Origin of the sequence: Streptomyces specialis, from assembly GCF_001493375.1 — a bacterium.
Taxonomy (GTDB): Bacteria; Actinomycetota; Actinomycetes; order Streptomycetales; family Streptomycetaceae; genus Streptomyces; species Streptomyces specialis.
Genome location: NZ_LN929897.1, coordinates 562440 through 589282 on the forward strand (window position 1 = coordinate 562440; position 26843 = coordinate 589282).

The 26843-nt window shown below is 73.7% G+C and carries 21 protein-coding genes and 1 pseudogene; 10 read left to right on the plus strand and 12 right to left on the minus strand.

Annotation, left to right across the window (positions count from 1 at the left end):
* The first annotated feature begins 63 nt into the window (after nucleotides 1–63).
* The 4 genes from BN2279_RS25230 (at nucleotide 64) to BN2279_RS25245 (ending at nucleotide 4399) form a co-directional block, all read left to right on the plus strand.
* Nucleotides 64–1494, plus strand: coding sequence for a thioester domain-containing protein (locus BN2279_RS25230; RefSeq protein WP_059013336.1), 1431 nt, complete (start codon nucleotides 64–66; stop codon nucleotides 1492–1494).
* Nucleotides 1495–1650: 156 nt separating this feature from the next.
* Nucleotides 1651–3315, plus strand: a complete 1665-nt coding sequence (gene ettA / locus BN2279_RS25235; RefSeq protein ID WP_059013337.1) for an energy-dependent translational throttle protein EttA — start codon at nucleotides 1651–1653, stop codon at nucleotides 3313–3315.
* A gap of 2 nt (nucleotides 3316–3317) precedes the next feature.
* Nucleotides 3318–3746 (plus strand): acyl-CoA thioesterase, encoded by a 429-nt coding sequence (locus tag BN2279_RS25240; protein ID WP_324612870.1) that lies wholly within the window; start codon nucleotides 3318–3320, stop codon nucleotides 3744–3746.
* Entirely contained in the window at nucleotides 3743–4399 is a 657-nt protein-coding gene (locus BN2279_RS25245; RefSeq protein ID WP_059013338.1) for a DUF8010 domain-containing protein, read from the plus strand. Before BN2279_RS25240 ends, BN2279_RS25245 begins: the two co-directional genes overlap by 4 nt.
* A gap of 105 nt (nucleotides 4400–4504) precedes the next feature.
* On the opposite strand, the gene BN2279_RS25250 is transcribed toward BN2279_RS25245, so the two are convergent.
* Nucleotides 4505–5668 carry an acyltransferase family protein gene (locus tag BN2279_RS25250; protein ID WP_159037333.1) on the minus strand — a complete coding sequence of 388 codons (1164 nt, stop codon included), beginning with the start codon at nucleotides 5666–5668 and terminating at the stop codon, nucleotides 4505–4507.
* A gap of 141 nt (nucleotides 5669–5809) precedes the next feature.
* Between BN2279_RS25250 and BN2279_RS25255 the strand changes: the two genes are divergently transcribed.
* Complete coding sequence (locus BN2279_RS25255; protein ID WP_059013340.1) at nucleotides 5810–6193, plus strand: globin; 384 nt, start codon at nucleotides 5810–5812, stop codon at nucleotides 6191–6193.
* Between the two features lie 26 nt (nucleotides 6194–6219).
* Here BN2279_RS25255 and BN2279_RS25260 read toward each other — a convergent pair whose 3' ends face one another.
* The 9 genes and pseudogenes from BN2279_RS25260 to BN2279_RS25305 all read right to left on the minus strand — a co-directional run bounded on the left by BN2279_RS25260 (nucleotide 6220) and on the right by BN2279_RS25305 (nucleotide 18442).
* Nucleotides 6220–7284 (minus strand): ABC transporter permease, encoded by a 1065-nt coding sequence (locus tag BN2279_RS25260; protein WP_059013341.1) that lies wholly within the window; start codon nucleotides 7282–7284, stop codon nucleotides 6220–6222.
* Nucleotides 7281–8015 (minus strand): ABC transporter ATP-binding protein, encoded by a 735-nt coding sequence (locus BN2279_RS25265; protein WP_199827795.1) that lies wholly within the window; start codon nucleotides 8013–8015, stop codon nucleotides 7281–7283. The genes BN2279_RS25260 and BN2279_RS25265 overlap by 4 nt, the downstream gene beginning before the upstream one ends.
* Nucleotides 8016–8055: 40 nt before the next feature.
* A pseudogene (locus BN2279_RS28195) lies at nucleotides 8056–8904 on the minus strand (FHA domain-containing protein); the annotation flags it as partial.
* A gap of 369 nt (nucleotides 8905–9273) precedes the next feature.
* Nucleotides 9274–10629 (minus strand): vWA domain-containing protein, encoded by a 1356-nt coding sequence (locus BN2279_RS25275; protein ID WP_059013343.1) that lies wholly within the window; start codon nucleotides 10627–10629, stop codon nucleotides 9274–9276.
* A 61-nt stretch (nucleotides 10630–10690) separates the two neighbouring features.
* A complete protein-coding gene (locus BN2279_RS25280) occupies nucleotides 10691–12079 on the minus strand; it encodes a PP2C family protein-serine/threonine phosphatase (protein ID WP_324612871.1) in 1389 nt (462 codons plus the stop codon).
* Nucleotides 12070–14583: a serine/threonine-protein kinase gene (locus BN2279_RS25285; protein WP_079032491.1), complete on the minus strand. Its 2514-nt coding sequence runs from the start codon at nucleotides 14581–14583 to the stop codon at nucleotides 12070–12072. The genes BN2279_RS25280 and BN2279_RS25285 overlap by 10 nt, the downstream gene beginning before the upstream one ends.
* A 41-nt stretch (nucleotides 14584–14624) precedes the next feature.
* Nucleotides 14625–15896 (minus strand): hypothetical protein, encoded by a 1272-nt coding sequence (locus BN2279_RS25295; protein ID WP_059013347.1) that lies wholly within the window; start codon nucleotides 15894–15896, stop codon nucleotides 14625–14627.
* 45 nt (nucleotides 15897–15941) lie between these two features.
* Nucleotides 15942–17009, minus strand: coding sequence for a glutamate ABC transporter substrate-binding protein (locus tag BN2279_RS25300; protein WP_059013661.1), 1068 nt, complete (start codon nucleotides 17007–17009; stop codon nucleotides 15942–15944).
* 20 nt (nucleotides 17010–17029) lie between these two features.
* Complete coding sequence (locus BN2279_RS25305; RefSeq protein WP_079032492.1) at nucleotides 17030–18442, minus strand: hypothetical protein; 1413 nt, start codon at nucleotides 18440–18442, stop codon at nucleotides 17030–17032.
* 185 nt (nucleotides 18443–18627) lie between these two features.
* Between BN2279_RS25305 and BN2279_RS25310 the strand changes: the two genes are divergently transcribed.
* Nucleotides 18628–19200, plus strand: coding sequence for a GNAT family N-acetyltransferase (locus tag BN2279_RS25310; RefSeq protein WP_059013349.1), 573 nt, complete (start codon nucleotides 18628–18630; stop codon nucleotides 19198–19200).
* A gap of 315 nt (nucleotides 19201–19515) precedes the next feature.
* Entirely contained in the window at nucleotides 19516–19791 is a 276-nt protein-coding gene (locus BN2279_RS25315) for a hypothetical protein (RefSeq protein WP_059013350.1), read from the plus strand.
* 90 nt (nucleotides 19792–19881) lie between these two features.
* On the opposite strand, the gene BN2279_RS25320 is transcribed toward BN2279_RS25315, so the two are convergent.
* Nucleotides 19882–20910, minus strand: a complete 1029-nt coding sequence (locus BN2279_RS25320; protein ID WP_059013351.1) for a mechanosensitive ion channel family protein — start codon at nucleotides 20908–20910, stop codon at nucleotides 19882–19884.
* A gap of 318 nt (nucleotides 20911–21228) precedes the next feature.
* Between BN2279_RS25320 and BN2279_RS25325 the strand changes: the two genes are divergently transcribed.
* Genes BN2279_RS25325 through BN2279_RS25335 form a run of 3 tightly spaced genes read left to right on the plus strand, consistent with a single transcriptional unit; the run spans nucleotide 21229 to nucleotide 24069 of the window.
* Entirely contained in the window at nucleotides 21229–21765 is a 537-nt protein-coding gene (locus tag BN2279_RS25325) for an HNH endonuclease (RefSeq protein WP_059013662.1), read from the plus strand.
* On the plus strand, nucleotides 21749–23812 hold the full coding sequence (gene malQ, locus BN2279_RS25330; protein ID WP_079032493.1) for a 4-alpha-glucanotransferase: 2064 nt from the start codon (nucleotides 21749–21751) through the stop codon (nucleotides 23810–23812). Before BN2279_RS25325 ends, malQ begins: the two co-directional genes overlap by 17 nt.
* A gap of 44 nt (nucleotides 23813–23856) precedes the next feature.
* Complete coding sequence (locus BN2279_RS25335) at nucleotides 23857–24069, plus strand: hypothetical protein (RefSeq protein WP_059013663.1); 213 nt, start codon at nucleotides 23857–23859, stop codon at nucleotides 24067–24069.
* A gap of 72 nt (nucleotides 24070–24141) precedes the next feature.
* Here the strand turns inward: BN2279_RS25335 and pepN are convergent, their stop codons facing one another.
* Nucleotides 24142–26709 (minus strand): aminopeptidase N, encoded by a 2568-nt coding sequence (gene pepN, locus BN2279_RS25340; protein WP_059013353.1) that lies wholly within the window; start codon nucleotides 26707–26709, stop codon nucleotides 24142–24144.
* Nucleotides 26710–26843 lie beyond the last annotated feature (134 nt).

Consider the following 26843-nt stretch of genomic DNA (forward strand, 5'->3'; position numbering starts at 1 on the left):
CTTCGTTGGGCGCGTGGCCCGGGAAACGCGCCGCGCGCCCGTGAGTTCGTGGAGGGATCACACATGAAGCTTGCGCGCGGGCGCACAGCTCCCCGCCTCGCGGCCACCGCCCTCGCCACCGGCCTGCTCATGGCCGGGGCGATCGCGACCGCGGGGCCCGCGGCGGCCGACGAGGCGCCGCTCGGCGGCGGCGCCACCGCCACCCTGGAGGGCCTGGAGGTGGCCGGGGACATCACCGTCTCCCTCCCCGACGGCGGCGGCGAGGAAGAGGTCGAGGGCGGCCTGTTCCGGCTGGCGGCCCCCGGCGGCGCGGGCACGTTCCTGACCTACTGTGTCGACTACAACACGCACACCCGCCCGGACGCGGTGTACGAGGAGACCGACTGGGCCTCCTCCACGCTCTCCGGCGACGAGGACGCCGGGAGGATCCACTGGATCCTCCAGCACTCCTACCCCACGGTCGACGTGCACGCCCTGGCCCGCGACGCCGGCATCGGCGACGGGCTGACCGAGGAGGACGCCGCGGCCGGTACGCAGGCCGCGATCTGGCAGTTCTCGGACGAGGTCACCGCCGTCCCGCACGACGCGGAGGCCCGCGCCCTGACCGCGTGGCTGGCCGGCCACGCCGAGGACCTGGCCGAACCCGGCGTGTCGCTGGAGCTGCCCCCGCCGCAGGTGTCCGGGCAGCCCGGCGGGACGATCGGCCCGGTCCCCGTGCGCACCACCGCCGACGCCGTCAGCGTCACCCCCGACCAGGCGGCCACCGCGCAGGGCGTCACCGTCGTCGACAGCGACGGCGAACCGGTCACCGAGGACCGGCTCGTCGCCGACGGCACCGAGCTGTACTTCTCGGTCCCCGAGGACACGCCGGACGGCAGCGCCTCGCTGACCGCCACCGCCAGCGTCGAGGTGCCCGTCGGCCGGGCCTTCACCGGCACCGACCCGGAGCGTCCGACCCAGACCATGATCCTGGCGGACACCACCCTGGCGTCCGTCCCGGCCGCCGCCACCGTCTCCTGGGCCGCGCCCGGGCAGCCGTCGCCGTCGATCACCACCGAGGAGGTCTGCGCCGAGGGCGGCGTCGAGGTGACCGCCACCAACAACGGCGACCGGCCCTTCGCGTTCGACCTGGCGGGCCGGACCGTCGAGGTCCCGGCCCACGGCAGCGAGTCCGTGCTCGTCCCGGTCGCCGACGGGCAGGCGTACGAGATCGTCATCGACAACCCGGCCGCGGGCGTGGCGGACTGGGTGTTCAGCGACTTCCTCGACTGCGCCGCCACCGACGACGGCGACAACCGGCCCGTCCCCGCCTCCACCGGCGGCTCGGGCGGCGATGAGACCGCCGGCGCCTCCCCGGACCTCGCCGCGACCGGCAGTGGCACCAACCCCGCGCTGATCGGCGGCCTCGCCGCCGTGCTGCTGGCCGCGGGCGCCGCCGCGCTCCTCCTGGTCCGCCGCCGCACCGACGACCGGGACACCGACCCCGAGGAGTGACCCCCACCACCCCCGGCCCGCACCACGCGGCGACGCGGGCCGGGGGCGGGGCTTCCGTGGTCGGCGTGGCCACCGGTTTCCGCCGTGGCCGGGACATGCGGCAGGATGGTGACGTCTGCGTTCTGCCCACTGACGAGCCCTGCCGGACGGTTTCTCTTGGCTGAGTACATCTACACCATGCGCAAGACGCGCAAGGCACACGGCGACAAGGTGATCCTCGACGATGTCACGTTGAGTTTCCTGCCCGGGGCCAAGATCGGTGTGGTCGGCCCCAACGGCGCCGGCAAGTCGACGGTTCTGAAGATCATGGCCGGTCTGGAGCAGCCCTCCAACGGGGACGCATTCCTCACCCCCGGCTACACCGTCGGCATCCTGCTCCAGGAGCCGCCGCTGGACGAGTCGAAGACCGTGCTGGAGAACGTCCAGGACGGCGTCGCCGGGATCAAGGGCAAGCTCGACCGCTTTAACGAGATCGCCGAGCTGATGGCGACCGACTACAGCGACGAGCTGATGGAGGAGATGGGCACCCTCCAGGAGCAGCTCGACCACGCAGGCGCCTGGGACCTCGACGCCCAGCTCGAACAGGCCATGGACGCCCTCGGCTGCCCGCCCGGCGACTGGCCCGTCACCACCCTCTCCGGCGGCGAGAAGCGCCGCGTGGCGCTGTGCAAGCTGCTGCTGGAGCAGCCCGACCTGCTGCTGCTGGACGAGCCCACCAACCACCTCGACGCCGAGTCGGTGCAGTGGCTGGAGCAGCACCTCGCCAAGTACCCCGGCACCGTCGTCGCCATCACCCACGACCGGTACTTCCTGGACAACGTGGCCGAGTGGATCCTGGAGCTGGACCGGGGCCGGGCCTACGCCTACGAGGGGAACTACTCCAGGTACCTGGAGACCAAGCAGACCCGTCTGAAGGTCGAGGGCCAGAAGGACGCCAAGCGGGCCAAGCGGCTGAAGGAAGAGCTGGAGTGGGTCCGCTCCAACGCCAAGGGCCGCCAGGCCAAGTCCCGTGCCCGTCTCGCCCGGTACGAGGAGATGGCGGCGGAGGCGGAGAAGACCCGGAAGCTCGACTTCGAGGAGATCCAGATCCCGCCGGGCCCGCGTCTGGGCAACGTCGTGGTCGAGGTGGAGAACCTGGGCAAGGCGTTCGGCGAGAAGGTCCTCGTCGACGGCCTGTCCTTCACCCTGCCGCGCAACGGCATCGTCGGCGTCATCGGCCCCAACGGCGCTGGCAAGACCACGCTGTTCAAGATGATCCTCGGCCTGGAGCCGGTCGACTCCGGCTCGGTCCGGGTCGGCGACACGGTGCAGATCTCGTACGTGGACCAGTCGCGCGCCAACATCGACGCGAAGAAGACGCTGTGGGAGGTCGTCTCCGACGGGCTGGACTACATCAACGTCGGCCAGGTCGAGATGCCGTCCCGCGCGTACGTCAGCGCCTTCGGCTTCAAGGGCCCCGACCAGCAGAAGCCGGCCGGCATCCTCTCCGGCGGCGAGCGCAACCGGCTCAACCTCGCGCTCACCCTCAAGCAGGGCGGGAACCTGCTGCTGCTGGACGAGCCCACCAACGACCTCGACGTCGAGACGCTCTCCTCGCTGGAGAACGCGCTGCTGGAGTTCCCCGGCTGCGCGGTCGTCGTCTCCCACGACCGCTGGTTCCTCGACCGCGTCGCCACGCACATCCTGGCGTACGAGGGCGAGTCGAAGTGGTTCTGGTTCGAGGGCAACTACGAGTCGTACGAGAAGAACAAGATCGAGCGTCTCGGTCCGGAGGCCGCGCGCCCCCACCGGGCCTCCTACAAGAAGCTGACCCGGGGCTGACGGTGCGGCACGAATTCCTCTGCCCGCTGCGCTGGTCGGACATGGATGCCTTCGGGCATGTCAACAACGTCGTCTTCCTGCGGTATCTGGAGGAGGCGCGCATCGACTTCATGTTCCGGCTGGCGCGGCAGGCGGCGTCCACGGCGTTCACCGGCGGCTCGGTGGTGGCCCGGCACGAGATCCAGTACCTCAAGCCGCTGCACCACCGGCACGAGCCGGTCCTCATCCAGATATGGGTGACCGAGCTGGGCAACGCGTCGGTCACCGTGGCCTACGAGATCAAGGACGGCGAGACGGTCTACGTCCGCGCCGCCACCGTCATCGTCCCGTTCAACCTGGAGGCCGGCCGGCCGCGCCGGCTGACGGCCGAGGAGAAGACGTTCCTGGAGAAGTACCGGGACGACGAGGCGGGAGGCGTCCCCTACGCATGACCGGCCACCAGGAGCTGTCCTTCGCCGACGGGGGAGAGGCGGCGCGCCTCGCGGCGTTCCTCGGCCGCCAGCTCCGCTGGGACCGCACGGCCGCCGCCCGGCTGAGGGCGGACGGCGAGGTCCTCGCCGTGTTCACCCGGCCCGCCCGTTTCGACGTGCTGGCCGTCCGCTCCTCCCCGCTCCGCGAGCCCGCCGCCCTGGACGTCACCGTCTCGGCCGGTGAGCTGCTGGAGGCGATCGACGAGACCGCCGGCCGCGTCACCGTGCCGGGTCCCGTCACCGGCCCGCCCTGGGCCGGGCTGCTGCCGCCGCGCGGCGGCTGGCGTCCGCTGGCGGAGGTCGCGCACGAGGCGGTCCGGTCGGCCGCCGTGGCGGTCGTCGCCGAGTTCAAGGACCGCACCGAGCGGCTCCCCGAGGCCGAACGCACCCGTCCGGTCCTCGACGCTCTCGCCCAGGAGCTGTGGTCCCGGACGCTGCCCGGCACACCGCTGCCGCTGCGGGCCGTGCACGCCGCCCACGCCCTCGGCTTCCTCGGCCCCGGCGCGCCCGTGCGGGTCGTGACCGGCGGTTCCTGGCTGCGGCTGCGGACCGCGATCGGGTCGATAGCGGTCTCTTTTACACATCTGACGCCGCCGACCAAGAGGATAGTGTAGGTCCGCGCGGGCTCCCGCAGCCTTAACAAAAAAACAAAACAACCGAGCGTTGGTACGCTTATCGCGTTGAGCACGACACAGGTACAGCCAGCTAACTATGCTGTACTACACATCGATCATCGCGCGCACAGCGCTCTCCAGTGGCGGCTGCGTGGGCGGCGTCAGAGGGGTATAAGGGACAGGGACGGGGGCGGCCGGCGGCTCGGTCCCGTCGCGCCCCGTGCCGTCCGTGTTCCCGGTGTTCCCCGTGTTCCCGGTCCGCTCGGGCTTCTCCGGCTGGGGCCGGAACAGCCAGTCCAGCGAGGGCTGGACGACCGGCCGGGTGAGCTTGCGCACCGGCGCCGAGCCGAGGACCACGGTGAGCGCGATCGCGGCCAGCGGGATCAGCGCCTGCTCGTACCAGGGGCCGACCCAGTCCATGCCCCATTCGAGCAGCACCGGGCGCAGCACCAGCGGGTGCAGCAGGTAGATGTAGAGCCCGCCCGCGCCGAGGTAGGTGATCAGCGGCAGTTTCCGGCGCGGCACGAGCCGGACGAAGGCGAGCGCGATGACCATGCCGCAGCACAGCACCCCGCCCCGGATGACCCAGTCCCCGACGAGCGGCAGCCCGTACGTCGCGTCGTACGGCTTGCTCATCCGCAGCCAACTGAAGGGCACGTCGTGCCGCCAGAACCACGCGGCCACGCAGGTGCAGGCGATCACCGCGAGCGCGGCCCAGCGGCTCCACGCCGCCCGCAGCGCCTCCGCGAACAGGCCCTGCCGCAGCTTCCAGCCGAGCAGGAAGAACGGCAGGAAGCAAACCGTCCGCGACAGCGACAGGAAGTCGCCGAAGTCGGAGAGGTAGCCGACGGCCAGCGCGGCCACGACGGAGAAGGCCAGCGGATGGCGGAGCTGCGCCAGGTACGGCAGCCCCACGCGCCAGAAGACCAGCGACAGCATGAACCACAGCGCCCACGGCGGGTGGGCGATCTGGAAGTTCCAGTCACCCCAGTAGTACCGCTGCTCCAGCGTGTGCAGGAACCCGATCGCCAGGTACGGGACGAGGATCGATTCGATGAGCCGCCTGGCCTCGCGGGCGGTGAGGGCGTCGGCCCGGCTGAAGTACCCGGCGACCATCACGAAGACGGGGACGCGCAGCGCCCAGGTGGCGATCTGGAGCCAGCGCAGCCCGTCGCGGTCCATGATCGTATCGGTCATATGACCGAAAACGACCAGGGTGCCGGATATGTAGCGCAGGTTGTCCCAGTGTGGATCACGGCTCTTCATCATCGATTCCCTGTCGCGGCGCGAGGAGCCGCGTAGTCGTCCCTTCACGACGCATTAGACCTCTCGTCCGGGGCCGGCGATGCGTTTTCCTGAGTGAACGATCCATAACGATCCGGCGTGTCGGCGATCTGAGACCATGGAGGGGTGACGGACCAGCAGTCGTTCTATGAGCAGGTCGGGGGCGAGGAGACGTTCCGCAAGCTCGTCCGCCGCTTCTACGAGGGAGTCGCGGAGGATCCGGTGCTGCGGCCGATGTATCCCGAGGAGGATCTCGGCCCGGCGGAGGAGCGGCTGGCGCTCTTCCTCATGCAGTACTGGGGCGGGCCGCGCACCTACAGCGACCACCGGGGGCACCCCCGGCTGCGGATGCGGCACGCGCCGTTCGCCGTGGACCAGGCCGCGCACGACGCCTGGCTGCGGCACATGCGCGACGCCGTGGACTCCCTGGGCCTGGCACCCGCGCACGAGCAGCAGCTCTGGGCGTACATGGTCTACGCGGCCCGTTCCATGGTGAACACCCCGGACTGACCCCGGGCGCGGTCCTGGCCGGGCCATCAGGTGTCGTCCCAGCGGAAGACGCGGGCCGCGACCGCCGTCACGACGGCGGTGAACAGCAGCAGCCCGCCCGCCGTCGGCAGCGCCGCCTCCCAGCCCTCGCCCCGGGTCAGCACGTCCTGCACGGCCTCGTTGAGGTACTTCAGCGGCAGCACGCCGGACACCGCCCGCAGCCAGCCGGGCATGTCGTCGGTGGGGAAGAAGGAGCCGGACAGGAACGCCATCGGCAGGATGACCACCTGCACCGCGCCGTTGGCCGCCTCCTCCGACGTGGCCCAGGCGCCGACCAGCAGGCCGATCGACATGAACGCCAGCGCGCCGCAGGCGACCAGCGGCAGCGCCAGCCACCACGAGCCGGTCAGCCGCAGCCCGTAGAACGGGACGGTGGCGACGGCCAGGAAGATCGCGGTCTGCGCGAACGCCAGGCCCAGGCTCACCCCGACGCGGGCGCCGATCACCGTCGCCGGGCTGACCGGGGCCAGCCACAGCCGCCGCAGGACGCGTTTCTTGCGCCAGTTCACCAGTGTGAAGGCCGACATGAAGGAGGCGCCCGTCGCGACGGCCCAGCCCAGCAGTCCGGGGGCGAGGTACTGGATGGGCTTGATGGACTCGTCCTCGACCTGCCCGATGGTCAGTTCGAACTCCGGCGGCTGCCCGGTGGCCGCCACGTTGGCGGTCTGCACGATCGACTCCAGCAGGCCGACCACCGTGCCGGCGCGGGCCGGGTCGGCGGCCGAGTACCGCAGTTGGAGCCGCCCGGCCTCCTCCCAGATCACCGCGTCGGCGTCCCCGCCGCGGACGTCCTCCAGCGCCGGGCCGAGGGCGCCGGTCCGCCGCACGGTCAGCGCGTCGGACAGCTCGGCGAGCCGCTCCCCGGACATGTCGTCCAGCACGCCGACCTCCCCGACCTGGATCACCGTGGAGCGGGAGACCCCGTCGTCCTGGAGCAGCGCGCCGAAGAGCGCGAGGAACATCAGCGGGAAGACCAGGGTCAAGAAGACCGCCGAGCGGTCCCGTATCAGCCCCAGCGTCATCGCCCGCGACAGGCTGATGAAGGCGCTCATCCGCGGTACTCCCGCCCGGTGAGCCGGAGGAAGACGTCCTCCAGGGTGGCCACGCCCAGTTCGCGGATCAGCGCGGCCGGGGCCCCCACGCGCAGGACGCGGCCGGCGTCCATGATGGCGACGCGGTCGCACAGCAGCTCGGCCTCGTCGAGGTAGTGCGTGGTGAGGACGATCGTGCGGCCCGCCGCGTTGATCTCCCGCAGCAGGTCCCAGAGGTTGCGCCGGGCCTGCGGGTCGAGGCCGGTCGTCGGCTCGTCCAGGAAGACCAGCTCCGGGTCGTGGACGAGGGCGCAGGCGAGCGACAGCCGCTGGGCCTGGCCGCCGGAGAGCTTGTCGTCGCGGACGTGTGCCTTGTCGGTCAGGCCGACCGTCCCGAGCATGGCGTCGGCGCGGGCCGCCGGGACGCCGTAGAGCGCGGCGAAGGTGCGGATCTGCTCGCGGGCGGTGAGCTTGTCGAAGAACGCCGAGGTCTGGAGCTGCACCCCGATCCGCGCCAGCAGCGCGGGGTCGCGCGGCCAGGACGGCCGGCCGAGCAGCCGGGCGGTGCCCTCGTCGGGCTCGCGCAGCCCCTCCACCAGTTCCAGCGTCGTGGTCTTCCCGGCGCCGTTGGGCCCGAGGATGCCGTAGAACTCGCCACGGCCCACCTCGAACGTCACCCCGTCGACGGCCTGGACGTCCCCGTACCGCTTCCGCAGCCCCTCGACCGCGATCGCGGCTCCTGTGTCACTCACCCGGGTGATCCTAAGTCCGGCCGGGTCCCCGGCCGGTGGGTCACCCCCGGTGGAGCGTCAGGGTCGTCCAGGCGCCGATGTGGACGCGGTCGCCCTCGTGCAGCGGGACCGGGACGAAGGGCTGGATCGGGTCCTCGGCGCCGTTGACGGTGGTGCCGTTGGTCGAGTCCTGGTCCACCACGGCCCAGCCGCCGTCCGGCCGCTGGACGAGAAGGGCGTGCTGGTGGGAGACGCCCGGGTCCTCCGGCGGGTGCGACAGGTCGATGTCGGGGGCCTCGCCGGTGGACTGGCGGCGGCGGCCGATCGTGATCTGCGGCCCGTTGAGCGGCAGGCGCTGCTCGGGCGCGTACGCGGGCAGGGAGAGCTGGGCCGCCTCCGGGCCCGAACGTCTCATCATCGCCGCGAAGTACACCGGGTCCGGGCCGATGGTGACCACCCAGCCCGCCGTCTGCTGGGGCTGCGGCGGGGACGGGTACCCGGGCGGCGCCTGGTGGAGCGCGGGCGGTGCCTGATGCTGGACGGGCGGGCCCTGGTGCTGCTGCGGCGGCGCCTGGTGGGACGGCGGGGGGAGCATCCAGTCGCCGCTGGGCTGCCGCGGCGGCTGGGTGTGCAGCGAGTGCTCCGTGTGCTGCGGGCGGTGCTGCTGCTGCGGCGGCGCGGAGGCCGGCTGCTGCCGGTCGTACATCGGCTGGCGGGGGCCGGGCGGCGTCGGCGGTATGTACGTGGTGGGGGAGTTGGTCAGGTAGTTGTACCGGCACTCCTCGCAGAACGGCGCCTGCGCCTCACGCGGGGTGTGGCACTGCGGGCAGAGCTGGGTCTGCGGCGGCGCGGCGGTGGCCGGGGCGTTCTGGCCGGGGTAGCCGGGGTGGCCGTCGGCGCCGGGGTAGGGGGGCTGTCTCTTTTCCCCATCCCGACGCTGCCGACGAAGAGGCCAGGGGAGTTCTCCCCGTGCCCCCCATCCTCTGCCTACCCAACATTCAACTCACCTCCCAGTCCAACCCCATTACTCTGCTTCTACTCTTCCAACCCCTCCGTCGTACCACTCATGCTCAGTTACTCGACTCGTCGGAGGCAGCGTCAGAGGGGTATAAGAGGCGTCCCTGATGCCGGTCGGGGTAGCCAGGCGGCGCCTGTGGGGGAGGGACGGCGGCGGGCGCGAGCATGCGGTGACCGCACACCTCGCACCAGTCCTCGGCCACCGACTGGTGGCCGTTTGGGCAAGTCGGCATGGTGATGCCTCCCCCTCACGTCACTCGCGTCACTCGTCTTCGCTCGGCTTCTTCACTCTGACCGTTTTCGTCGACCGGGTCTCCAGGGTCATCGCGTCGGCCTCGGAGACTCTAGCCTTCAGCCGAACAGTACCGGTCGCCGCGTCGTCCACGTCCACCACCTTCGCGAGCAGTTTCGCGGTCGCCTCGTTCCCCGAGAGGTGCGCCAGGCGCACCGCCCGGCCGAGGCGGGCGGTCGCCCCGGCGGTGTCGCCGCGTCGCCGCAGATCGAGTCCCTCCCGGATGGCCCGGACCATCTCCGTCTGCCCGGCGTAGTGCGCGACCCGCGGGTCGACGGCGGTGGCGGCGGCGAGGTCGTCGGTCCACACCGCCCGGACCAGGCCGTGGCCGCGGCCGGGCACGGCGGCCGGCGGCGCGGCGGGGGCGCCCGGCTCCCGCACCACCAGCCCGACCCGGGCGGCGAGCAGTTCGCGGCCGACGCCGGCGTCCTCGACCCGGACGCACAGGTGGTACTCGCGGGACTCGTCGCCCCACGAGCCGGTCGGGTAGTCGCCGGAGCGCGGCGGTGACTCCACCCGCCGGGACGTCAGGTCCTCCAGGCCGGGCGAGACCTGCCGGAGGAAGACGACGGACGCGCCGTGCGGCGTCCACAGCCGCAGGGCGACGTCGCCGACGCCCTTGCCCGTCGCGGCCGTCATCATCGCGGTGAAGTCGGCGGCCAGGCCCTCCGGTTCGGCGACGATGTCGGCCGTGCCGAGCAGCGCCGAGGCGATGCCGGTCACCTCGCCGGGGTCCCAGTCCGTGCCCACGCCCCGCGCGTCGCAGGTGAACCGGCCCGCGCAGGCGTCCAGGGCCTCCCGCAGCCGCTCGGGCGTCTCGTGCTCGTCCCGGCCGTCGGTGAGCAGGACGCCGTGCCGGACCGTGACCCGGTCGGGCAGGGAGTCGAACAGCCGCGCCGCCAGCCGCAGCCAGGTGCCGATCGCGGTGCCGCCGGAGGCGGTCAGACCGCGCGCCGCCGCCCGCGCGGCGGCCCGGGTGACGTCGTCCGCCACGGCGAGCCGGCCGCCGCCGGGGAACACCTCGGCCGCCCGGTGGTTGCCCGCGACGATCGCGAACGCCACCCCGTCGCGCAGCGCGCCGATCGCCGCCTCGGTGGCCAGCCGCGTCTGACGCAGCTTGTCCGGCGGGCGGTTCATCGAGCCCGAGCAGTCCACCATCAGGACCACGGCGGCCCGGGGCTCCTCGACCGGCAGCGGCAGGCCGCCGCTGCCGGTCGCGGTGACGGTGACGACCGCGTGCACCTCCCGCGCGCCGCGCGGCAGTCGCGGGTTCTGGTGCACCTCCACGGCGAACCGGGGGGAGTGCGACTTGCTGAAGTCGGCCAAGGCCGGGCCCTCCTGACGCCGTGTCGTCGTCCCGGGACGGACGGAATGGAGCGGCCGCGGGTCAGGAGACCTCCGCCCGGCGCGTCTCGACGGGGAACGGGATGACCGCGACCGTCACGTTGTCGTGGCCGCCCGAGTCGAGCGCGTGCCGCACCAGGTACCGGGCGCTGGGCAGCGGCGCGGACCGCGCCTTGGCGGGCACCACGCGGGCCATGTCCTCGGCGGCCTCCGCGTAGTTCCACAGGCCGTCCGTGCAGACGATGACGACGCCGGGCCGGTCCGGCTCGAACAGGCGGGTGTGCGGCTCGACTTCCTGCGCGTCGGCGCCGAGCCAGGCCGTGATGGCGTGCGCCCGGTGGTCGTTCATCGCCTCCGCCTCGCTGAGCAGCCCCGCCGCGACCATCTGCGCCGCCCATGAGTCGTCCTGGGTGAGGCGGGCGGGCGCGGCGCCCTCCTCCTCGGGCACCCAGTAGGCGCGGCTGTCGCCGATCCAGCCGACGGTCAGGGTGCGGCCCGAGGTGATCGCGCTGACGATGGTGCAGGCCGGGGCATTACGGCCCGGCTCCCGCTCGGCCGGGTCGGCGAGCGCGCTGACCGCGTTCGCCGCGGCGACCAGCGCCTCGTGCATGGCCCGCCGGGTGGCGACGCCGCGCGGCAGCGCGTCCAGCAGGAACTCCTGCGCGGTCTCGGCCGCCGCCGCCGACGCCTCGTCGGGGCGGCTGGAGGAGGACACCCCGTCGCAGACGACGGCGATGACGGCGGGGGAGCCGTCCGGCAGCGCGGTGGCGGAGACGGTGAACGCGTCCTCGTTGCGGTGGTGGCGCAGACCGAGGTCGCTGACGGCCGCGACCCCGCCGAGCGCGCGTTCCACGTGGGCGCGCTCGCCCGGCTGCGGGCGCCCGCACTCCGCGCAGTAGCCGTCCTCGGTGACCCGGCGCTCGCCGCACACGGCGCACAGGGGCCGGGCGGCGAGGTCGGCGCGCGGGTCGGGGGCGAGCGGCCCCCGCGGATCGAGGGCGCGCGGGTCGGCGGCCGGGACCCGCGGCGGGGTCGTCGGCATGGGCGGGATCGCCGCCTCCGGCCCGGTGCTCGCCGGCCCGGTGCTCGCCGGCTCGGGCGAGGGCGCGGGAGAGGGCATGGGCGCGGCCCGGAGCTGCGGCTCGTCCCCCTCGGCCTCCCCGTTCCCCTCGTTCTCCTCGTTCTCCTCCTCCCGCTGCCCGGCGGCGGCCTCCGGCAGCGGCGGCGGCAGCGTGAAGTCGTGCTCGGTGGGCGTGTACGACTCCGGGATCGCGGCCGACGCCGCCGTGCCGGGGGTCGCGGGCCGGTCGCGGCGCCCGGCCGTCCGCAGGTCCCTGCCGCACACTCCGCAGAAGCGGTCGTCGTCCTCCAGAGGCTCGCCACAGCCGGGGCAGGCGGAGAGTTGATCGAGCTGCGGCATCCTCACACCCATGTCCTCGGGCGGAAGCGATTCGCCGCCTCCACCATTTCGGTCCGTTCACCACTGGTTTGCGCCAGCCGGGCCAGACGCCGGTAGGAGCGTTCAAGGCCCAGTCTGATACCGGTCTCGTCGAGCGGGGCACCCAGGAGCTCGCCCGGGTGGTCCGTTTGCTGACGAAACTGTCCGGCGGGTTGGGACAATACCCAGTCCAGCGCGCAACCCAGCACTTCACAGGACAGTTGTTCACCCAGTGATGGTTCCAGCCCGGCGCGACGCAGGCCGGCGACCTGCCGTCCGGCCGCCAGCAGGTCGGGCAGCAGGTCCTCGGTGGCCGCCCGCTGCCGCAGCCGGGCCCGCACGGCCGCGACCCGCGCGGCCGTGTAGTGGGCGGACGTCTCCGGTATCGACTCCAGGGCCGCCACCGCGCGCGGCCGGTCCCCGGCCGCCAGCCGCACCCGGGCCAGGCCGAAGCCGGCGCTGACATGGCCGGGGTCGCTGGTCCACACCAGCTCGTAGTAGTCGGCCGCGTTGTCGAGCTGCCCCAGCACCTCGGCGCACACGGCGAGCGCCAGCTTGGGCGCCACCTCGCCGGGGAACGCGTCGTAGATCGCGTCGAAGGAGAGCGCGGCCAGCTCCCAGTCCTCCCGGACCAGCGCGGCCAGACCCTGGTACCAGACCACGCGCCAGTCGTTGGGCCGGCGGGCGGCCAGCGCGTCCAGGGGCCGCGAGGCCGCCTGTTCCGCCTCCTCGCCCGGCGTCTCCAGGTGGGCGCGGACCTCGCGGACGCGCCGGTCGACCGAGTCGGTGGGGGCCGAACGCAGCGCCACCACCAGATCGGCGGGGGAGGTGGCGGCCAGGCCGGCGAGGAAACCGGCGTTGGGGTCGCCCGGATCGACGCGCGGCACGGGCAGCGCCAGCGCGATCTGCCGCACGTCGAGCGGAACGGTCTGCGGCGCCGTCGGCAGCGGCGGCGCGGACGGCCGGGGCGGCGGGACCGTCGCCCCGGGCCCGGGCCGCGGGCCGGTGGCCGCCCGTGACCGGCGGTGCTCCCGCGCGCCCAGCCGCGACACCGGGCCGCTCGGCGGGGGCACCAGCTCGGTGTGCACCACGCGCGACTCGGGGCCGAACAGCCGGGACAGCGCCGGCCTCGGCTGCCCGGTCCTGATCGCCACGATCTCCCGCAGCACGCCGGTCAGTTGATCGGCCATCTCCTGCGCCGAGGCGAACCGGCGGCGCGGATCGGGATCGGTGGCCCGCACCAGGAAGCGGTAGAAGGACTCGTACCGCTGGAAGACCTCGATGTTCTCCGGCTCGGGCAGGCTGTCGCAGAAGACCGTGGTGTAGCCCTGGAAGTCGAACGTCAGCACCGCCAGCGTCCGGGCCACCGTGTACAGGTCGGAGGCGACGGACGGGCCGATCTCCGCGACCTCGGGCGCCTGGTAGCCGACCGTGCCGTAGATGGCGCTCTCGTGGTCGTCCATCCGCCGCACCGCGCCCATGTCGATCAGCTTCAACTGGTCGTCCTGCTGGATCGCGTTGTCCACCTTGAAGTCGCAGTACAGCAGGTTGCGGCTGTGCAGGTAGCCGAGCGCGTCCAGCGCCTCGATCCCGTACGCGCACGCCTGCTCGACCGGCAGCGGGTCGCGGCGGCCGTCGGGGGCGCGGCGGGCGTTGGCGATCTCCTTGAGCGACTTGCCGCCGACGTACTCCATCACGATGTAGCCGTCGACGCTGCCGGTGCGCCGGTCGAGGTGCTCGACGAAGTTGTAGATGCGGACGATGCTCGCGTGCTCGATCTCGGCCAGGAAGCGGCGCTCGGAGATGGCGGCGGCCATCGCGTCCTCGTCCCCGGTGTCCAGCAGACCCTTCAGCACCACCCAGCGGTCGGACACGGCCCGGTCGATGGCGAGGTAGATCCACCCCAGTCCGCCGTGGGCCAGGCAGCCCGCGATCTCGTACTGGTCCCGTACCACGTCGCCGGGCTCCAGTTTGGGGATGAACGAGTACGGGTGCCCGCACTTGGTGCAGAAGCCCTCGGTGCGGCCGGGCCGCCCGCCCCGGGACCGGCCGACCGGCGCGCCGCAGTCGCTGTTGCCGCAGAACCGCTTGCGCTCGGGCACCTCCGGGTCCTCCAGGACGGCGGAGAGCGGATCGGGCCTCGGCACCTCCGGCATCGTCACCAGACCCGCGCCCAGCCGGGCGCGGGCCGAACTGCTGGTGCTCGTGCGGGAGCTGCGCACCGTGACCGAACGGCCGGGCAGCCCGCCGGAGACGGTCCGCGACAGCCGTCCGGAGACCGAGCGGCGGGAGAACTGCGAGCGCGAAGAACCGCTGCCGCTGCCCCGCCCGCTGCCCCGGCTCTCGCCGCCCGCGCCGTCACCGGTCCGGGACGGGGCGCCGCTGCCCTTGCTCCGGCCCGAGGCGGTGACACCGGTCGCGACCGAGCCGATCATCCCCGCCGGCGAGACGACGGGCGCCAGGCCGCACACGCCGCAGTACAGCTCGCCGCCGCCCATGTCCTCGTACGTCCCGGGGCAGCCGGGCCGCTGACATTTCGTCACGGCTCGGCCCTCCCGCCCACCGGCTCCTCCTCGCCAGGCGCCAGGACCTCGGCCGCCGCCGCCTGGTACCGCAGCACCGCGTTCTCGGCGGCGCGCAGGTCGCACGGCGCCGTCCACAGCAGCCGCCGCGCCTGGTCGTACCGCTCGGCCAGCATCGGCTCCCCGGCCTTGCCCAGCCGGGTCACCCGCGCCCGGTACGCGTCGAGCCTGCCGCGCAGCTCCGCCCGCACCGCCAGCGGCGCGGTGACCGCCGACAGGGAGGCGCGGGCCCGCTCCAGCTCCTCCTCGGCGCGCCGCTCCAGCGACTCCAGCAGCGGGGAGAGCCGGTGCCACTGGGAACGGCGCCGGTAGTCGGCCGCCGTGGCGAGCTGCTCGTGCAGCGCGCTGTTGGGGCCGCTGACCGCCGGGACCTCGGAGGCGGCGATCTTCGCCAGCACCTCGCCGCGCGCGGTGCGCGCCTCGGCCAGCGTGCGGTCGGCGCGGGAGAGCAGGTCGCGCAGCCGGATCAGCCGGTCCTCGGCGTCCTTGCGGACCTGGATGACGGCGTCCACCTCGCGCCTGATGTCGTCCAGGGCGCGGGCGGCGCGGTCGTAACGGGCGGTGTCGGGCCGGCCGCCGCCGGGCGCGCTGCTGCCGCCGTCCGCGATCCAGAACGCGAGCGGGTCGGCGATCACCTCGGCGCGCAGCCCCGTCAGTTCGCCGGTGACCTGCTGGAGATCGTCGCCCGCCGGGTGCGCGCCGGGGCGCACGCCGACGGAGTGCGCCAGCTCGCTCAGCCGCCGCAACTCGGCGGAGAGCATGTCTATCCGGGCGGGCAGCGCCGACCAGACGGCGTCGGCGGCGATCACGATGTCGAGGACCTCGGCGTAGCCGGTGGTCATCCGCTCGACCAGCTCCGACCAGCTCAGCCGCTCGGCCTGCCCGCCCTCGCCGGAGACCAGCAGACGGCCGCCGTCCAGCAGCTCGCTGAGCCGCAGCAGGTCGTCCCGGCCGGGGAAACGGCTTCTGTCCCGCAGCTCCCGCGCGGTCTCCAGGGCGTCCGTGCACGTGTCGAAGTACGTCCACAGCCGGGTCGCGGTCCGCTCCGCGCGCGCCCACCGCTCACGGGTGACGCCCGACAGCTCGGCGCCTTCGAGGAGTCTGCGGCCCGCGTGGTCCTGGAGCGCCAGCAGGGAGGACTCGATCGCCTCGTGCTCGGCGCCGAGCCGCGCCAGCGCGCGGTCCACCTCCTCCCGGCTCAGCACCTGCCCGCCGGAATCCGGGGCCATCGCTCTCCCCTCGGTCTTGTCCTGCTCGTTGCGGTGTCGATCGGTTCAGTCTCGGTACTGCGGCAGCGGGGGCGCGGGCGGGGGATCGGTCTCCTCGTCGTACAGATAACGGGCCAGCCACCGGTCGTACGACTGGCGCCACTCGCTGGGCTCCCCGTCCGGGCCGGGCGCGCGGTAATCCTCCAGCACGGCGTTGACCCAGCTCACCAGATCGGTGTTGGCGAGGTTCATCGCGACGCCGTACGACTCCCGGGTGAGCGGCTCGTCGGCCAGCCGCATCGACGGGTCCTGCGCCACGTGCCCGGCCGCCAGCGCGTCGTCGGTCATCAGGGCGTCGGCCAGGCCGAGCTGGACCCGCACCAGGCAGTCCAGGTGGTTGTCCGCGCCCACCACCTGGGCGCCGTGGCTCTCGGCGTCCAGCAGCTTGCTCGCGGTCGAGCCGTTCGCGCGGCACACCCGCATGCCGTCGAGGGAGTCGTCGAAGCCCTGGATGGGGGAGTTGGCCGGCACCAGGAGCTGCTGGCCGGTCTCGAAGTAGGCGGTGGAGAACGCGACCCGCTCCCAGCGGTCGCAGGTGATGGACATGGTCCGCACCACCATGTCCACGGTGCCGTCCTGGATCGCGCGCTCCCGCTGGTCGGTGGGGATGGCCAGGTACTTGATGTCCGGCCGCGGACCGAGCAGGTCCTCGGCGATGGCCTGCACCAGGTCGATGTCGAAGCCGACGATGTCACCGGTCTGCGGGGAGCGGTACCCCCACAGGTAGCTGTTCAGGTCGATGCCGACGACCAACTGGCCGCGCTCCCTGATCTCCGACACGGCCGGGCCGGCGATCCGGGCCGGCGCGTAGCTCTCGTCGGGGTCCCGGCCGTCCTGGCACTCCTCGCGCGCGGCGGACGGCACCGGTTCGTCGTCGGTGTGGGCGGCGTGCTCCGCCTGCCCGCTCTCCCCGGTCCGGCCGGTGGCGGTGTGGCCGGGGCCGGGCGGCAGCGACCCGGCGAGGACGGAGCCGGTCAGCGCGAGACCGGCCGCGGCGAGCAGCAGCGCCCGCCGGTCGCGCCGCCGCCCGCGCCGACCGTCGCCGGCCGGCTGCCCGGGACCGTTCTCCGGCATGGTCCGCACCCCCCGCGCCCTCACCGGTACTCCGACAGCCTGCGGCCGATGCCCAGCACCGCGCCCACGGCCCCGAGCAGGGTCAGCACCACGGCCGCCGCCCGCAGGCCGCCCAGCGCGGAGTGGCCGTCGTTCGCCGCCCGCGTGAACTCCGCCTGCTCGTGGTCGACCGCCGCGGCCAGCGACGCGTCCACCGCGTCGAAGCTCTCGCCCGTGGTGTCCTCCGGGCCGATCACCATGTTCACCGAATCCTGGTACTCACCGGCGAGTTCGAGCGCGCGGGCGTCGGTGTGCCGGGACCGCCACTCCGCGGTGGCCTCGATCGCCCGCTCCACCGGCTCGCGGCCCTCGGCGTCGTCGGCCAGCGCGTGGGCCTTGTCGAGGAGGCTGCCCTCCGGCCGCCCCTCCTCGCCGGCGAGCCGGTCCATGTGGGTCCGGTAGCTGTCCTCGGACTCGCTGCCCGCGCCGCGCGCGATCAGGGTGATGCTCTCGTCGCCGCGCGCCTTGAGCGCCTCGGTCCAGGCGCCGTACAGCGCGCTGAGCGACTGGGCCGCGTTCTCGTCCGCGTCGGTGAGCGCGGAGCGGGCCACGGCGTGCGCGCCCACCAGCCAGACCAGCAGCACGGTGGTGGCGGCGGTGGCGGCCAGCAGGCCCTGGTTGAAGACCCGGTTGGTCCGCAGGTAGTGCCGGCGCTGCGCCCACAGCAGCACCGACAGCACGACCAGGCCGGTGACCATCGACGCCCACGGCCAGGCCCTGGCGTCGTCGAGGTCGTCCTGGAACCGCTCGGTCTCCAGCGCGTACAGCGCCTCGGCGGCGCTCAGCATCGTCTCCTGCATCCGCTCGTCCGCGTACCGCAGATACGCGCCGCCCAGCGGCATCCCCTGCCGGTTGTTGGCACGGGCGGTCTCGACCAGACCGGTGTAGTCGGGCAGCGCCTCGTTGAGCACGGCGATGTACCGCTGGGCCTCGGCCGATCCCGAGCTGCGGGCGGCGGCCTCGGCGAGCAGCGCGGCGGCGGTGTCGATGTCCCGCTCGTACCGCTGCCGCGTCTCCGGGTCCTCCTGCGCGCCGGCCAGGAAGCCCGCGGCGGCGGTGGTGTTGGCGTCGGCGAGCGAGCGGTAGATCTCGGCGGCGCGGGCGCTCAGCGGCTGGCTGCCGCCCCGCACGGTGTCGGCGTCGGCGGCGCGGGCGGAGATCTCGGCGAACGTGACCCCGCCCAGGAGCAGCAGCAGCCCGGCGACGACGGCGCCGATGATGCGCAGCCGGCCGGGCTCGGTCCGTGCGGCGGCCCGCAGCCGTGCCGCGCCCTCAGCGAAGGCGGTGCGGCGGCGCGGCACCTCGGGCGGGGCGGCGGGAGCCGGCCGGGCGGGCGCCGGTGGCACCGCCGGGGCGGGCGGTGAAGCGGGCGGTGCGCTCGGCGGGTGAGTCACGTACGGGCCCTCCCCCTCACGATTCCGGCACGGGCCACGGCCAGCAGTATGCCGCCCGGCCGGAGCGGGGACACAGCCCTTGCGGAGATCTTGTCGTGATCGCGATGTGCGGGGCGTCCCCGCCCCACCCCCGCGAACACGCGGCCGGGGGCCCGGCGGTTCCCGGCACACGGCAGGATCGTCCTATGACCAGTCAGCCCGATTTCGCGCTGCCCACCACCGTCCGGCTCTCCGGGCACGGCGTCGTTCTGCGGCAGTGGCTGCCGGAGGATCTGGACACCATGGCGGGCCTCTTCGACGACCCCGAGGTCGCCCGGTGGACACCGCTGCGCTCACCGTTCGACGAGGACGCCGCCCGCGAGTACCTGAGCAACGCGCTGGCCCGCGCCGCGGCCGGTACCCGCATCCAACTCGCCATCACCACCGACGGGTTGACGCCCCTGGGCGAGGTGGTGCTGCTGCCGGGCGACGACGGCCGGCGCGAGGTGGAACTCGGCTACTCCGTCGGCCGCCCGTACCGCCGCCGGGGGCTGGCGCGGCGGGCGCTGACGGTCCTCACCGACTTCACCCACCGGGAGCTGGCACCCGCCCGCGTGGTGCTGCGGATCGACCGGGACAACGCGGCGAGCAACGCCGTGGCGCGGGCCACCGGCTACCGGCTCACCGACGACGAGCCGCTGCTGAGGGAGGGCGCGGACCACCGGTTCACGCTCCTGACGTGGGAGCACGCGCCGGAGCCCGCCCCCGGCCCGCGCTGACCCGCGCCTCCGCGCTACCCCTGGCTCTTCCACCCCTCCCCTGCCGCCGAAGGCCCGGGCCGCGGCCGGGGGGGGGCTGGCGCGGCGGCGCCCGCGGCCGCCGTGACCCGCGGGGGGGGCCGTATCGGCGGCACGAAGGCGCCGACGACGCGCTGGCCAGGGGCGATGGCAGATCCGCCGGACCGCCGCGGTAAATCTTCCGCCGCGGGGGGCGTGAGCTGCGTCGCTTTCCCGTCGCGAGGAGGGGTGCGGTGTCGTTGACTGGGTAGGAGCATTCTCTGCACAGCCCGCCGCCGTCAGCGAACGGAGTTCCCCGTGGCCGGAGCCGCCCGGACCATCGACGATCCGGAGACCCACCTCGCACCCGAGCCGACCGAGCCGGCCCGGATACCGCTCCGGAGGGTGCCCAACCCGGACGGGCCCGCCCTGACCCGCATGCCGGAGGCTTCCCGGGGCCGCGAGATGCCGCTGACCAGCGAGCCGCCGCTGGGCGACCTCACGCCCCTCACCGCCGAGCAGCCGCTGGCCGTCCAGCCGCCCCTCACCGCGGAGTCCAACGGCCGCGGCGGCGCGGAGGCCGGCGAGGTCTGATGGACCGGCTGGCGCGCCTCGCCGCGACGCATGGCGTCGCCACCGCGTACGAACCGGCGCCCGGCCGCCGGGTCGAGGTCCCCCCGGCCCTTATACCCATGAGACGATGCCGGCGAAGGGGGTGGAGGGAGTACAGGGGGGGGCCGCGGCCACATAAAAGACAAGAGAAGAGCAGCCGCGCATGCGAGCAGACAACAGACAATGACAAGGCGCGGGGTGGGGGGGGGGGGGGCCGCCCCCGCCCGGCCCGCCCGCCGCCGGGACGGGCCGAGGCGCGCCGTTCGCCTCCGTCTGGGTGATGCCCGCGCCGTCCAGGGCCCGCTTGATCCGCCAGCGCAGCTCACGCTCCACCACCGGCGCCTTGCCCGGCTGGGTCTTGGCGATCACCCGCAGCACGAGCTGCTCACCGGCCACCGACTCGACGCCCAGCACCTCCACCGGCTCCCACAGCAGCTCGTCCCAGGGCTCCGTCCCCGACAGGTCGTCGCCGACCACCGCGATCAGCTTGCGGATCCGGTCGAGGTCGGCGTCCGCCTCCACGGTGACGTCCACCGCGGCGGTGGCCCAGCCCTGGCTGAGGTTGCCCACACGCTTGATCTCGCCGTTGCGCACGTACCAGGTCTCGCCGGTGTCGCCGCGCAGCGTCGTGACCCGCAGCCCGATCTCCAGCACCGTGCCGCTGGCCTCGCCGACGTCGATCGTGTCCCCGACGCCGTACTGGTCCTCCAGCAGCATGAACAGGCCGCTCAGCACGTCCGCCACCAGGCTGCGCGCCCCGAAGCCGATGGCCACGCCCGCGATACCGGCGCTGGCCATCAGCGGGCCGAGCTGCACCCCCAGTTCGTCCATCACCATCAGGGCCGCCGTGCCGAGGATCAGCACCGAGGCCGTGCTGCGCAGCACCGACCCGATGGTCTCGGAACGCTGCCTGCGCCGCTCGGGGTTGACCAGCAGCCCGCCGAGGGCGGCCGAGCGCCGCTTGGCGCTGTCCTCGCGGTTCAGCCGCCCGATGAGCCGGGTGATGGCCCTGCGCACGACGAAACGCACCGTGAACGCGACGGCCACGATCAGCAGGATGCGCAGCCCGGACGCCAGCCAGGTCTCCCAGTTGTCTCCCATGCGGTCCCTTTTCCGTCCTCTCCCGCTTCCCGGGCGCACCGGTCACCGGCCGGCGATCACCGGTCCACGGTAGTCAGGGTGGCGGGCCGGCGCCCGTTCCGCGAGAGCGCCCCCGACGCGCCCCCGGCCCGCACCGCCCGCAACCGACCGGCCACGGAAGGGAGGTGGGAAAAGCGGGAGACAAGGGAGCCCTGTGGTGAACGACACAATCAGCACATTTCGCGATCGTGGTGGCGCGGGCGGTGGTGCGCGGGACACACTGAGGGAGATCGTCCCGGCGCGAGCCACGTGCCGCCGACGGAAACGGAGGGCGTTTTCGTGCCACACGTCTTGGTCCTCAACGCGTCGTTCGAGCCGCTTGGGGTCGTGCCGGTCCGGCGCGCTCTGATTCTGCTGCTCAACGACAAGGCCGTGAGTCTGGAGGACTCCGGCTCCCTCATGCGCAGCGCCACCGACGCGATACCCGCCCCGAGCGTCGTCCGCCTCAAGAGGTTCGTGCGTGTCCCCTACCGCACCGCCGTGCCGCTCACCCGCCGGGCGCTCTTCGCCCGCGACGGGGGCCGGTGCGCCTACTGCGGCGGCGTCGCCACCAGCGTCGACCACGTCATCCCCCGCAGCCGCGGCGGCCAGCACGCCTGGGACAACGTCGTCGCCGCCTGCCGGAGCTGCAACCACATCAAGGCCGACCGGCATGTCGCCGAGCTGGGCTGGCGGCTCCGACATACGCCCGGGCCGCCGACCGGTCTGGCCTGGCGCATCATCGGCACCGGCCACCGTGACCCGCGGTGGCTGCCGTATCTGCGGCCCTACGGCGCCGACGACGCGCTGGCCAGGATCGATGGCAGATCCGCCTGACCGCCGCCGCCCCGCCCCCGCAGTTCCGCCGCCGCCACCACGATCGCGAAATGTGCTGATTGTGTCGTTCACCACAGGGCTCCCTTGTCTCCCGCTTTTCCCACCTCCCTTCCGTGGCCGGTCGGTTGCGCAGTCCCCCCCCCTCCCCCTCCCCCGCCTCCCCCATATGGTCATCCCCCCCCCGCCCGCCCCCCCCCCCCCCCCCCCCCCCCCCGCCCCCCCCCCGGCGGCCCCCGCCCCCCCCCCCGCCCCCGCGCCCGGCCCCCCCCGCGCCCCCCCGGGCGAGCCGCTCCCACCGGGCTGCCACACCCTGCGCGCCGAGGCCCCCGACGGCCGCACCGCCCGCGCCACGCTCGTCGTCGCCCCCGCCCGGCTGCCGGAGCTCCCGGGCCGCACCGCCGGGCTCCTGGTCCAGCTCTACTCGGTGCTCTCCGACCGTTCCTGGGGCATGGGCGACCTGGTGGACCTCGCCGACCTCGCGAGCTGGGCCGGCCACACCCTCGGCGCCGGGTTCGTCCAGGTCAACCCGCTGCACGCGGCCGTCCCCGGCGCGTCGGGCGAGGCCACCGACCCCTCCCCGTACCGCCCGGGCACCCGCCGCTTCGCCGACCCCGTCTACCTGCGGGTCGAGGACATCCCCGAGTACGCCTACCTCGACGCCGACTCCAGGCGGCGCACCGACCAGATCCTGGCCCGCGCCGCCGCGCTGCGCGCCGCCGTGCTCGGCAAGGGCGCGCCCATCGACCGCGACGCCGTGTGGACGCTGAAGCTGGAGGCGCTGGAGATCGTCCGCCGCGTCCCGCTCAGCCCCGGCCGCGCCGCCTCGTACTGGGCCTACCTCGCCGGCCAGGGCCAGGCCCTGGAGGACCACGCCACCTGGTGCGCCCTGGCCGAGCTGTACGGACCCGACTGGCGCGGCTGGCCCGCCGGGCTGCGCGACCCGCGCTCGGCCGCGACCGCCCGGGCCCGGGGCGACCACCTGGAGCGCATCGACTTCCACAGTTGGCTGGCCTGGCTCACCGACGTCCAGCTCGCCCGCGCCCAGCGGACCGCGGAGCTGGCCGGGATGCCGATCGGACTCGTCCACGACCTGGCCGTGGGCGTCCACCCGCACGGCTCGGACGCCTGGTCCCAGCAGGACGTGCTGGCCACCGGCATGTCCGTGGGCGCGCCCCCGGACGCGTTCAACGACCGGGGCCAGGACTGGGGCCTGCCGCCCTGGCGCCCGGACGCGCTGGCCGCGCGCGGCTACGCCCCCTACCGGGAGCTGGTCGCCGCCCTGACCCGGCACGCGGGCGCCCTGCGCATCGACCACGTGATGGGCCAGTACCGGCTGTGGTGGATCCCCGAGGGCGCCGCGCCGCACGAGGGGACCTACGTCGCGTACGACGCCGACGCCATGCTCGGCGTGCTGGCGCTGGAGGCGCACCGCTCGGGCGTCGCCGTCATCGGCGAGGACCTGGGCACGGTCGAGCCCGGGGTCCGCGCCGACCTGGCCGGGCGCGGCGTGCTGGGCACGTCGGTGCTGTGGTTCGAGCGGCACTGGGAGCGGCGGAAGCAGCCGCCGCTGCGCCCGGAGGAGTGGCGCGCGGCCTGCCTGGCGACGGTCACCACGCACGACCTGCCGCCCACCGCGACCCGGCTGGACGGCTCGTACATCCGCCTCAAGGAGCGGCTGGGCCTCCAGGACGACGCGGCGGAGGCACTGCGCTCGCTGATGGCGGAGAACGCCGAGTGGCTGGACACCTTCGCCCGCCTGGGACTGCTGCCGCGCGGCGCTCCCGAGGAGCAGCGGATCGCCGCCGCCTACCGGTTCCTGGCCCGCACCCCGGCCGCCATGGTCGGGATCTGGCTGCCGGACGCGATCGGGGACCGCCGCCCGCAGAACCTGCCGGGCACCTGGCGCGAGTACCCGAACTGGCGGCTGCCCGTCGCGGACGGCACCGGCCGGCCGGTGACCCTGGAGGAGCTGACCGGCTCCGCCCGGGTCGCGGCCCTGGTGAGAGCGGTGCGGGAGGAGCTGGCCCGGCCTGCGGCGGGCCCGTGAACGGACGGCCGGAGGCGTTGGCTACTGTGGTGTCCGTGGTCAACATGAACAAGAAGCGCGCCGTCGCGGTCTCCCTCGGCACGGTGCTGCTGACGCTGATGACATCACCGGTGGCCCACGCGCTGAACCGGGACGACGGCGACGACCCGGGCAGCGGCCTGAGCGTGGCCGAGACGCTCGGCCTCTTCGTGGTGACCCCCATCGCGCTCTTCGCCCTGATCGCCGGCCTGGTGGTCCTGAGCGACCGCAAGCGCTGACGCGTCCGGCGCCACGGGGGCCGGTGACCCGGGCCGCGCCCGCGTCACCGGCCCCCGTGGGCGCCGCGACGGTCAGACGGCCGCCGCCGCGTCCGCGGCCTGGGCGTTCAGCGCGCGCTCGACGCCCGCGCGGGACTCCGTGACCAGGCGGCGCAGCGCGGGTGAGGGTCCGGCCGCGTCCAGCCAGGCGTCCGTGGCCTCCAGGGTCTCCCGCGAGACCTGGATCGCCGGGTAGAGACCGACCGCGACCTGCTGCGCCATCTCGTGGCTGCGGCTCTCCCAGACGCCCTTGAGCACCTCGAAGTACTTCTCCGTGTACGGCGCGAGCAGCTCCCGCTGGTCGGTCTGCACGAAGCCGCCGATGACGGCCTCCTGGAGGGCGTTGGGCAGCTTGTCGCTCTCCACCACCGCGGCCCACGCCTCCGCCTTGGCCTCCGGCGTCGGGCGGGCGGCCCGGGCGGTCGCGGCGTGCCGCTCGCCCGCCGAGGTCGCGTCGCGCTCCAGCTCGGCCGCGATCTCCGGCTCGTCGGCACGGCCGGTGGCGGCCAGCCGCTGGAGGAACGCCCAGCGCAGCTCGGTGTCCACGGTCAGGCCCTCGATCGTCTCGGTCCCGTCCAGCAGCCCCGCCAGCAGGTCGAGTTGCTCGCCGGTGCGGGCGGTGGACGCGAACGCCCTGGCCCAGGCGAGCTGGTGGTCGCCGCCGGGCGCGGCGGCCCGCAACCGCTCCAGCGTCGTCTCCGACCAGATAGCCAGGCCCGTGTCGCGCCACGCGGGCGCGGCGTACAGGTCCAGGGCGAGCTTCACCTGCCGCTGCAACGACTGCACCACGCCGATGTCGGTCTCCTTGGTGATCCCGGAGATCACCAGCGACAGGTAGTCCCGGACGGCCATCTCGCCGTCGCGGGTCATGTCCCAGGCCGAGGCCCAGCACAGCGCGCGCGGCAGCGACTCGGCGAAGTCGCCCAGGTGCTGGGCGACCACCGCCGCGGACCGGGGGTCGAGCCGCACCTTGGCGTACGACAGGTCGTCGTCGTTGAGGAGCACGACGGCCGGGTGGGCGCGGCCCTCGACCTGCGGGACCTTCGTCAGCTCGCCGTCCACGTCCAGTTCGACGCGGTCGGTGCGGACGAGGGCGCCGTCGGTCAGCTCGTACAGGCCGATGGCGATGCGGTGCGGGCGCAGCACGGCCTCGCCCTTGGCGCCGGCGGGCAGCGGGGGCGCCTCCTGACGGACGGCGAACTCCACGATGTTCCCGGCCTCGTCGGTGACGATCTCGGGGCGCAGGATGTTGATGCCCGCGGTCTCCAGCCACGCCTTCGACCACGCCTTGAGGTCACGGCCGCTGGTCTCCTCCAGCGCGGTCAGCAGGTCCGACAGCCGGGTGTTGGACCACTCGTGCCGCTTGAAGTACGTCCGCACGCCGCGGAAGAACTCGTCCTCCCCGACGTAGGCGACCAACTGCTTCAGCACGCTGGCGCCCTTGGCGTAGGTGATGCCGTCGAAGTTGACCAGGACGTCGTCCAGGTCCCGGATCTCCGCCATGATCGGGTGGGTGGAGGGCAGTTGGTCCTGCCGGTAGGCCCACGTCTTCATGGAGTTGGCGAAGCTGGTCCACGCCTGCGGCCAGCGGCTGCCCGGCGCGTGCGCCTGGCAGGCGATCGAGGTGTAGGTGGCGAACGACTCGTTCAGCCACAGGTCGTTCCACCACTCCATGGTGACCAGGTCGCCGAACCACATGTGGGCCAGCTCGTGGAGGATGGTCTCGGCCCGCATCTCGTAGGCCGCGTCGGTCACCTTGGAACGGAAGACGTACTGGTCGCGGATGGTGACGGCACCCGCGTTCTCCATCGCGCCCGCGTTGAACTCCGGCACGAAGAGCTGGTCGTACTTGGCGAACGGGTACGGGTAGTCGAACTTCTCCTGGAACCAGTCGAATCCCTGCCGCGTGACGTCGAAGATGGCCTCGGCGTCGAGGTGTTCGGCCAGCGACGGCCGGCAGTAGACGGCGAGCGGCACGGTGCGGTCCGCGCCCTGCCAGCTGCTGTGCACCGAGTGGTACGGGCCGGCGATGATCGCCGTGATGTACGACGAGATGCGGGGCGTCGGCTCGAACCGCCAGACGTTGCCCCGGGGTTCGGGCGTCGGGGAGTTGGAGATGACGGTCCACCCCTCGGGGGCGGTCACGGTGAACTGGAACGACGCCTTGAGGTCCGGCTGTTCGAAGCAGGCGAACACCCGCCGCGCGTCCGGGACCTCGAACTGGGTGTAGAGATAAGCCTGCTGGTCCACGGGGTCCACCGAACGGTGCAGACCCTCACCGGAGTTGGTGTAGGTGCAGTCGGCGACGACCCGCAGTTCGTTATGGCCCTCGGACACCGAGGGCAGCGCGATCCGGGAGTCCGCGAAGACCTCGGACGGCGTCAGGGACACGCCGTTGAGGACGACCTCCGTCACCTCGGGGGCGACGAGGTCGATGAAGGTCGCTCCGGCCTCGCGGGCTGTGAAGTGCACGGTCGTCTCCGAGCGGAAGGTGCCCCCTTCCTGCGCGCCGGAGAGATCCAGGGTGATCTCGTAACTGTCCACGCCGAGCAGCCGTGCCCGCTCCTGCGCCTCTTGCCGGGTCAGATTCGTGCCAGGCACCTGGTGGTCTCCTTCGTCGTGCGTCTTCGTCCGCCATCCTTCCACGCCACGCGCCACCGGGGCGGGTGCGGCGGTGTGCGCCGTGCCCGCCCCGGTGGGGTCCCGCGGAGATGTGTCCGTGGCGTGCCGTCAGC

Bases quoted from the DNA above. Each gene is read 5' to 3' on its own strand.
- BN2279_RS25230 (WP_059013336.1), top strand. From the start codon at position 64: ATGAAGCTTGCGCGCGGGCGCACAGCTCCCCGCCTCGCGGCCACCGCC.
- BN2279_RS25245 (WP_059013338.1), top strand. From the start codon at position 3,743: ATGACCGGCCACCAGGAGCTGTCCTTCGCCGACGGGGGAGAGGCGGCG.
- BN2279_RS25250 (WP_159037333.1), bottom strand. From the start codon at position 5,668: ATGATGAAGAGCCGTGATCCACACTGGGACAACCTGCGCTACATATCC.
- BN2279_RS25260 (WP_059013341.1), bottom strand. From the start codon at position 7,284: ATGAGCGCCTTCATCAGCCTGTCGCGGGCGATGACGCTGGGGCTGATA.
- BN2279_RS25280 (WP_324612871.1), bottom strand. From the start codon at position 12,079: ATGGGTGTGAGGATGCCGCAGCTCGATCAACTCTCCGCCTGCCCCGGC.
- BN2279_RS25285 (WP_079032491.1), bottom strand. From the start codon at position 14,583: ATGGGCGGCGGCGAGCTGTACTGCGGCGTGTGCGGCCTGGCGCCCGTC.
- BN2279_RS25295 (WP_059013347.1), bottom strand. From the start codon at position 15,896: ATGGCCCCGGATTCCGGCGGGCAGGTGCTGAGCCGGGAGGAGGTGGAC.
- BN2279_RS25300 (WP_059013661.1), bottom strand. From the start codon at position 17,009: ATGCCGGAGAACGGTCCCGGGCAGCCGGCCGGCGACGGTCGGCGCGGG.
- BN2279_RS25310 (WP_059013349.1), top strand. From the start codon at position 18,628: ATGACCAGTCAGCCCGATTTCGCGCTGCCCACCACCGTCCGGCTCTCC.
- BN2279_RS25320 (WP_059013351.1), bottom strand. From the start codon at position 20,910: ATGGGAGACAACTGGGAGACCTGGCTGGCGTCCGGGCTGCGCATCCTG.
- malQ (WP_079032493.1), top strand. From the start codon at position 21,749: ATGGCAGATCCGCCTGACCGCCGCCGCCCCGCCCCCGCAGTTCCGCCG.
- BN2279_RS25335 (WP_059013663.1), top strand. From the start codon at position 23,857: ATGAACAAGAAGCGCGCCGTCGCGGTCTCCCTCGGCACGGTGCTGCTG.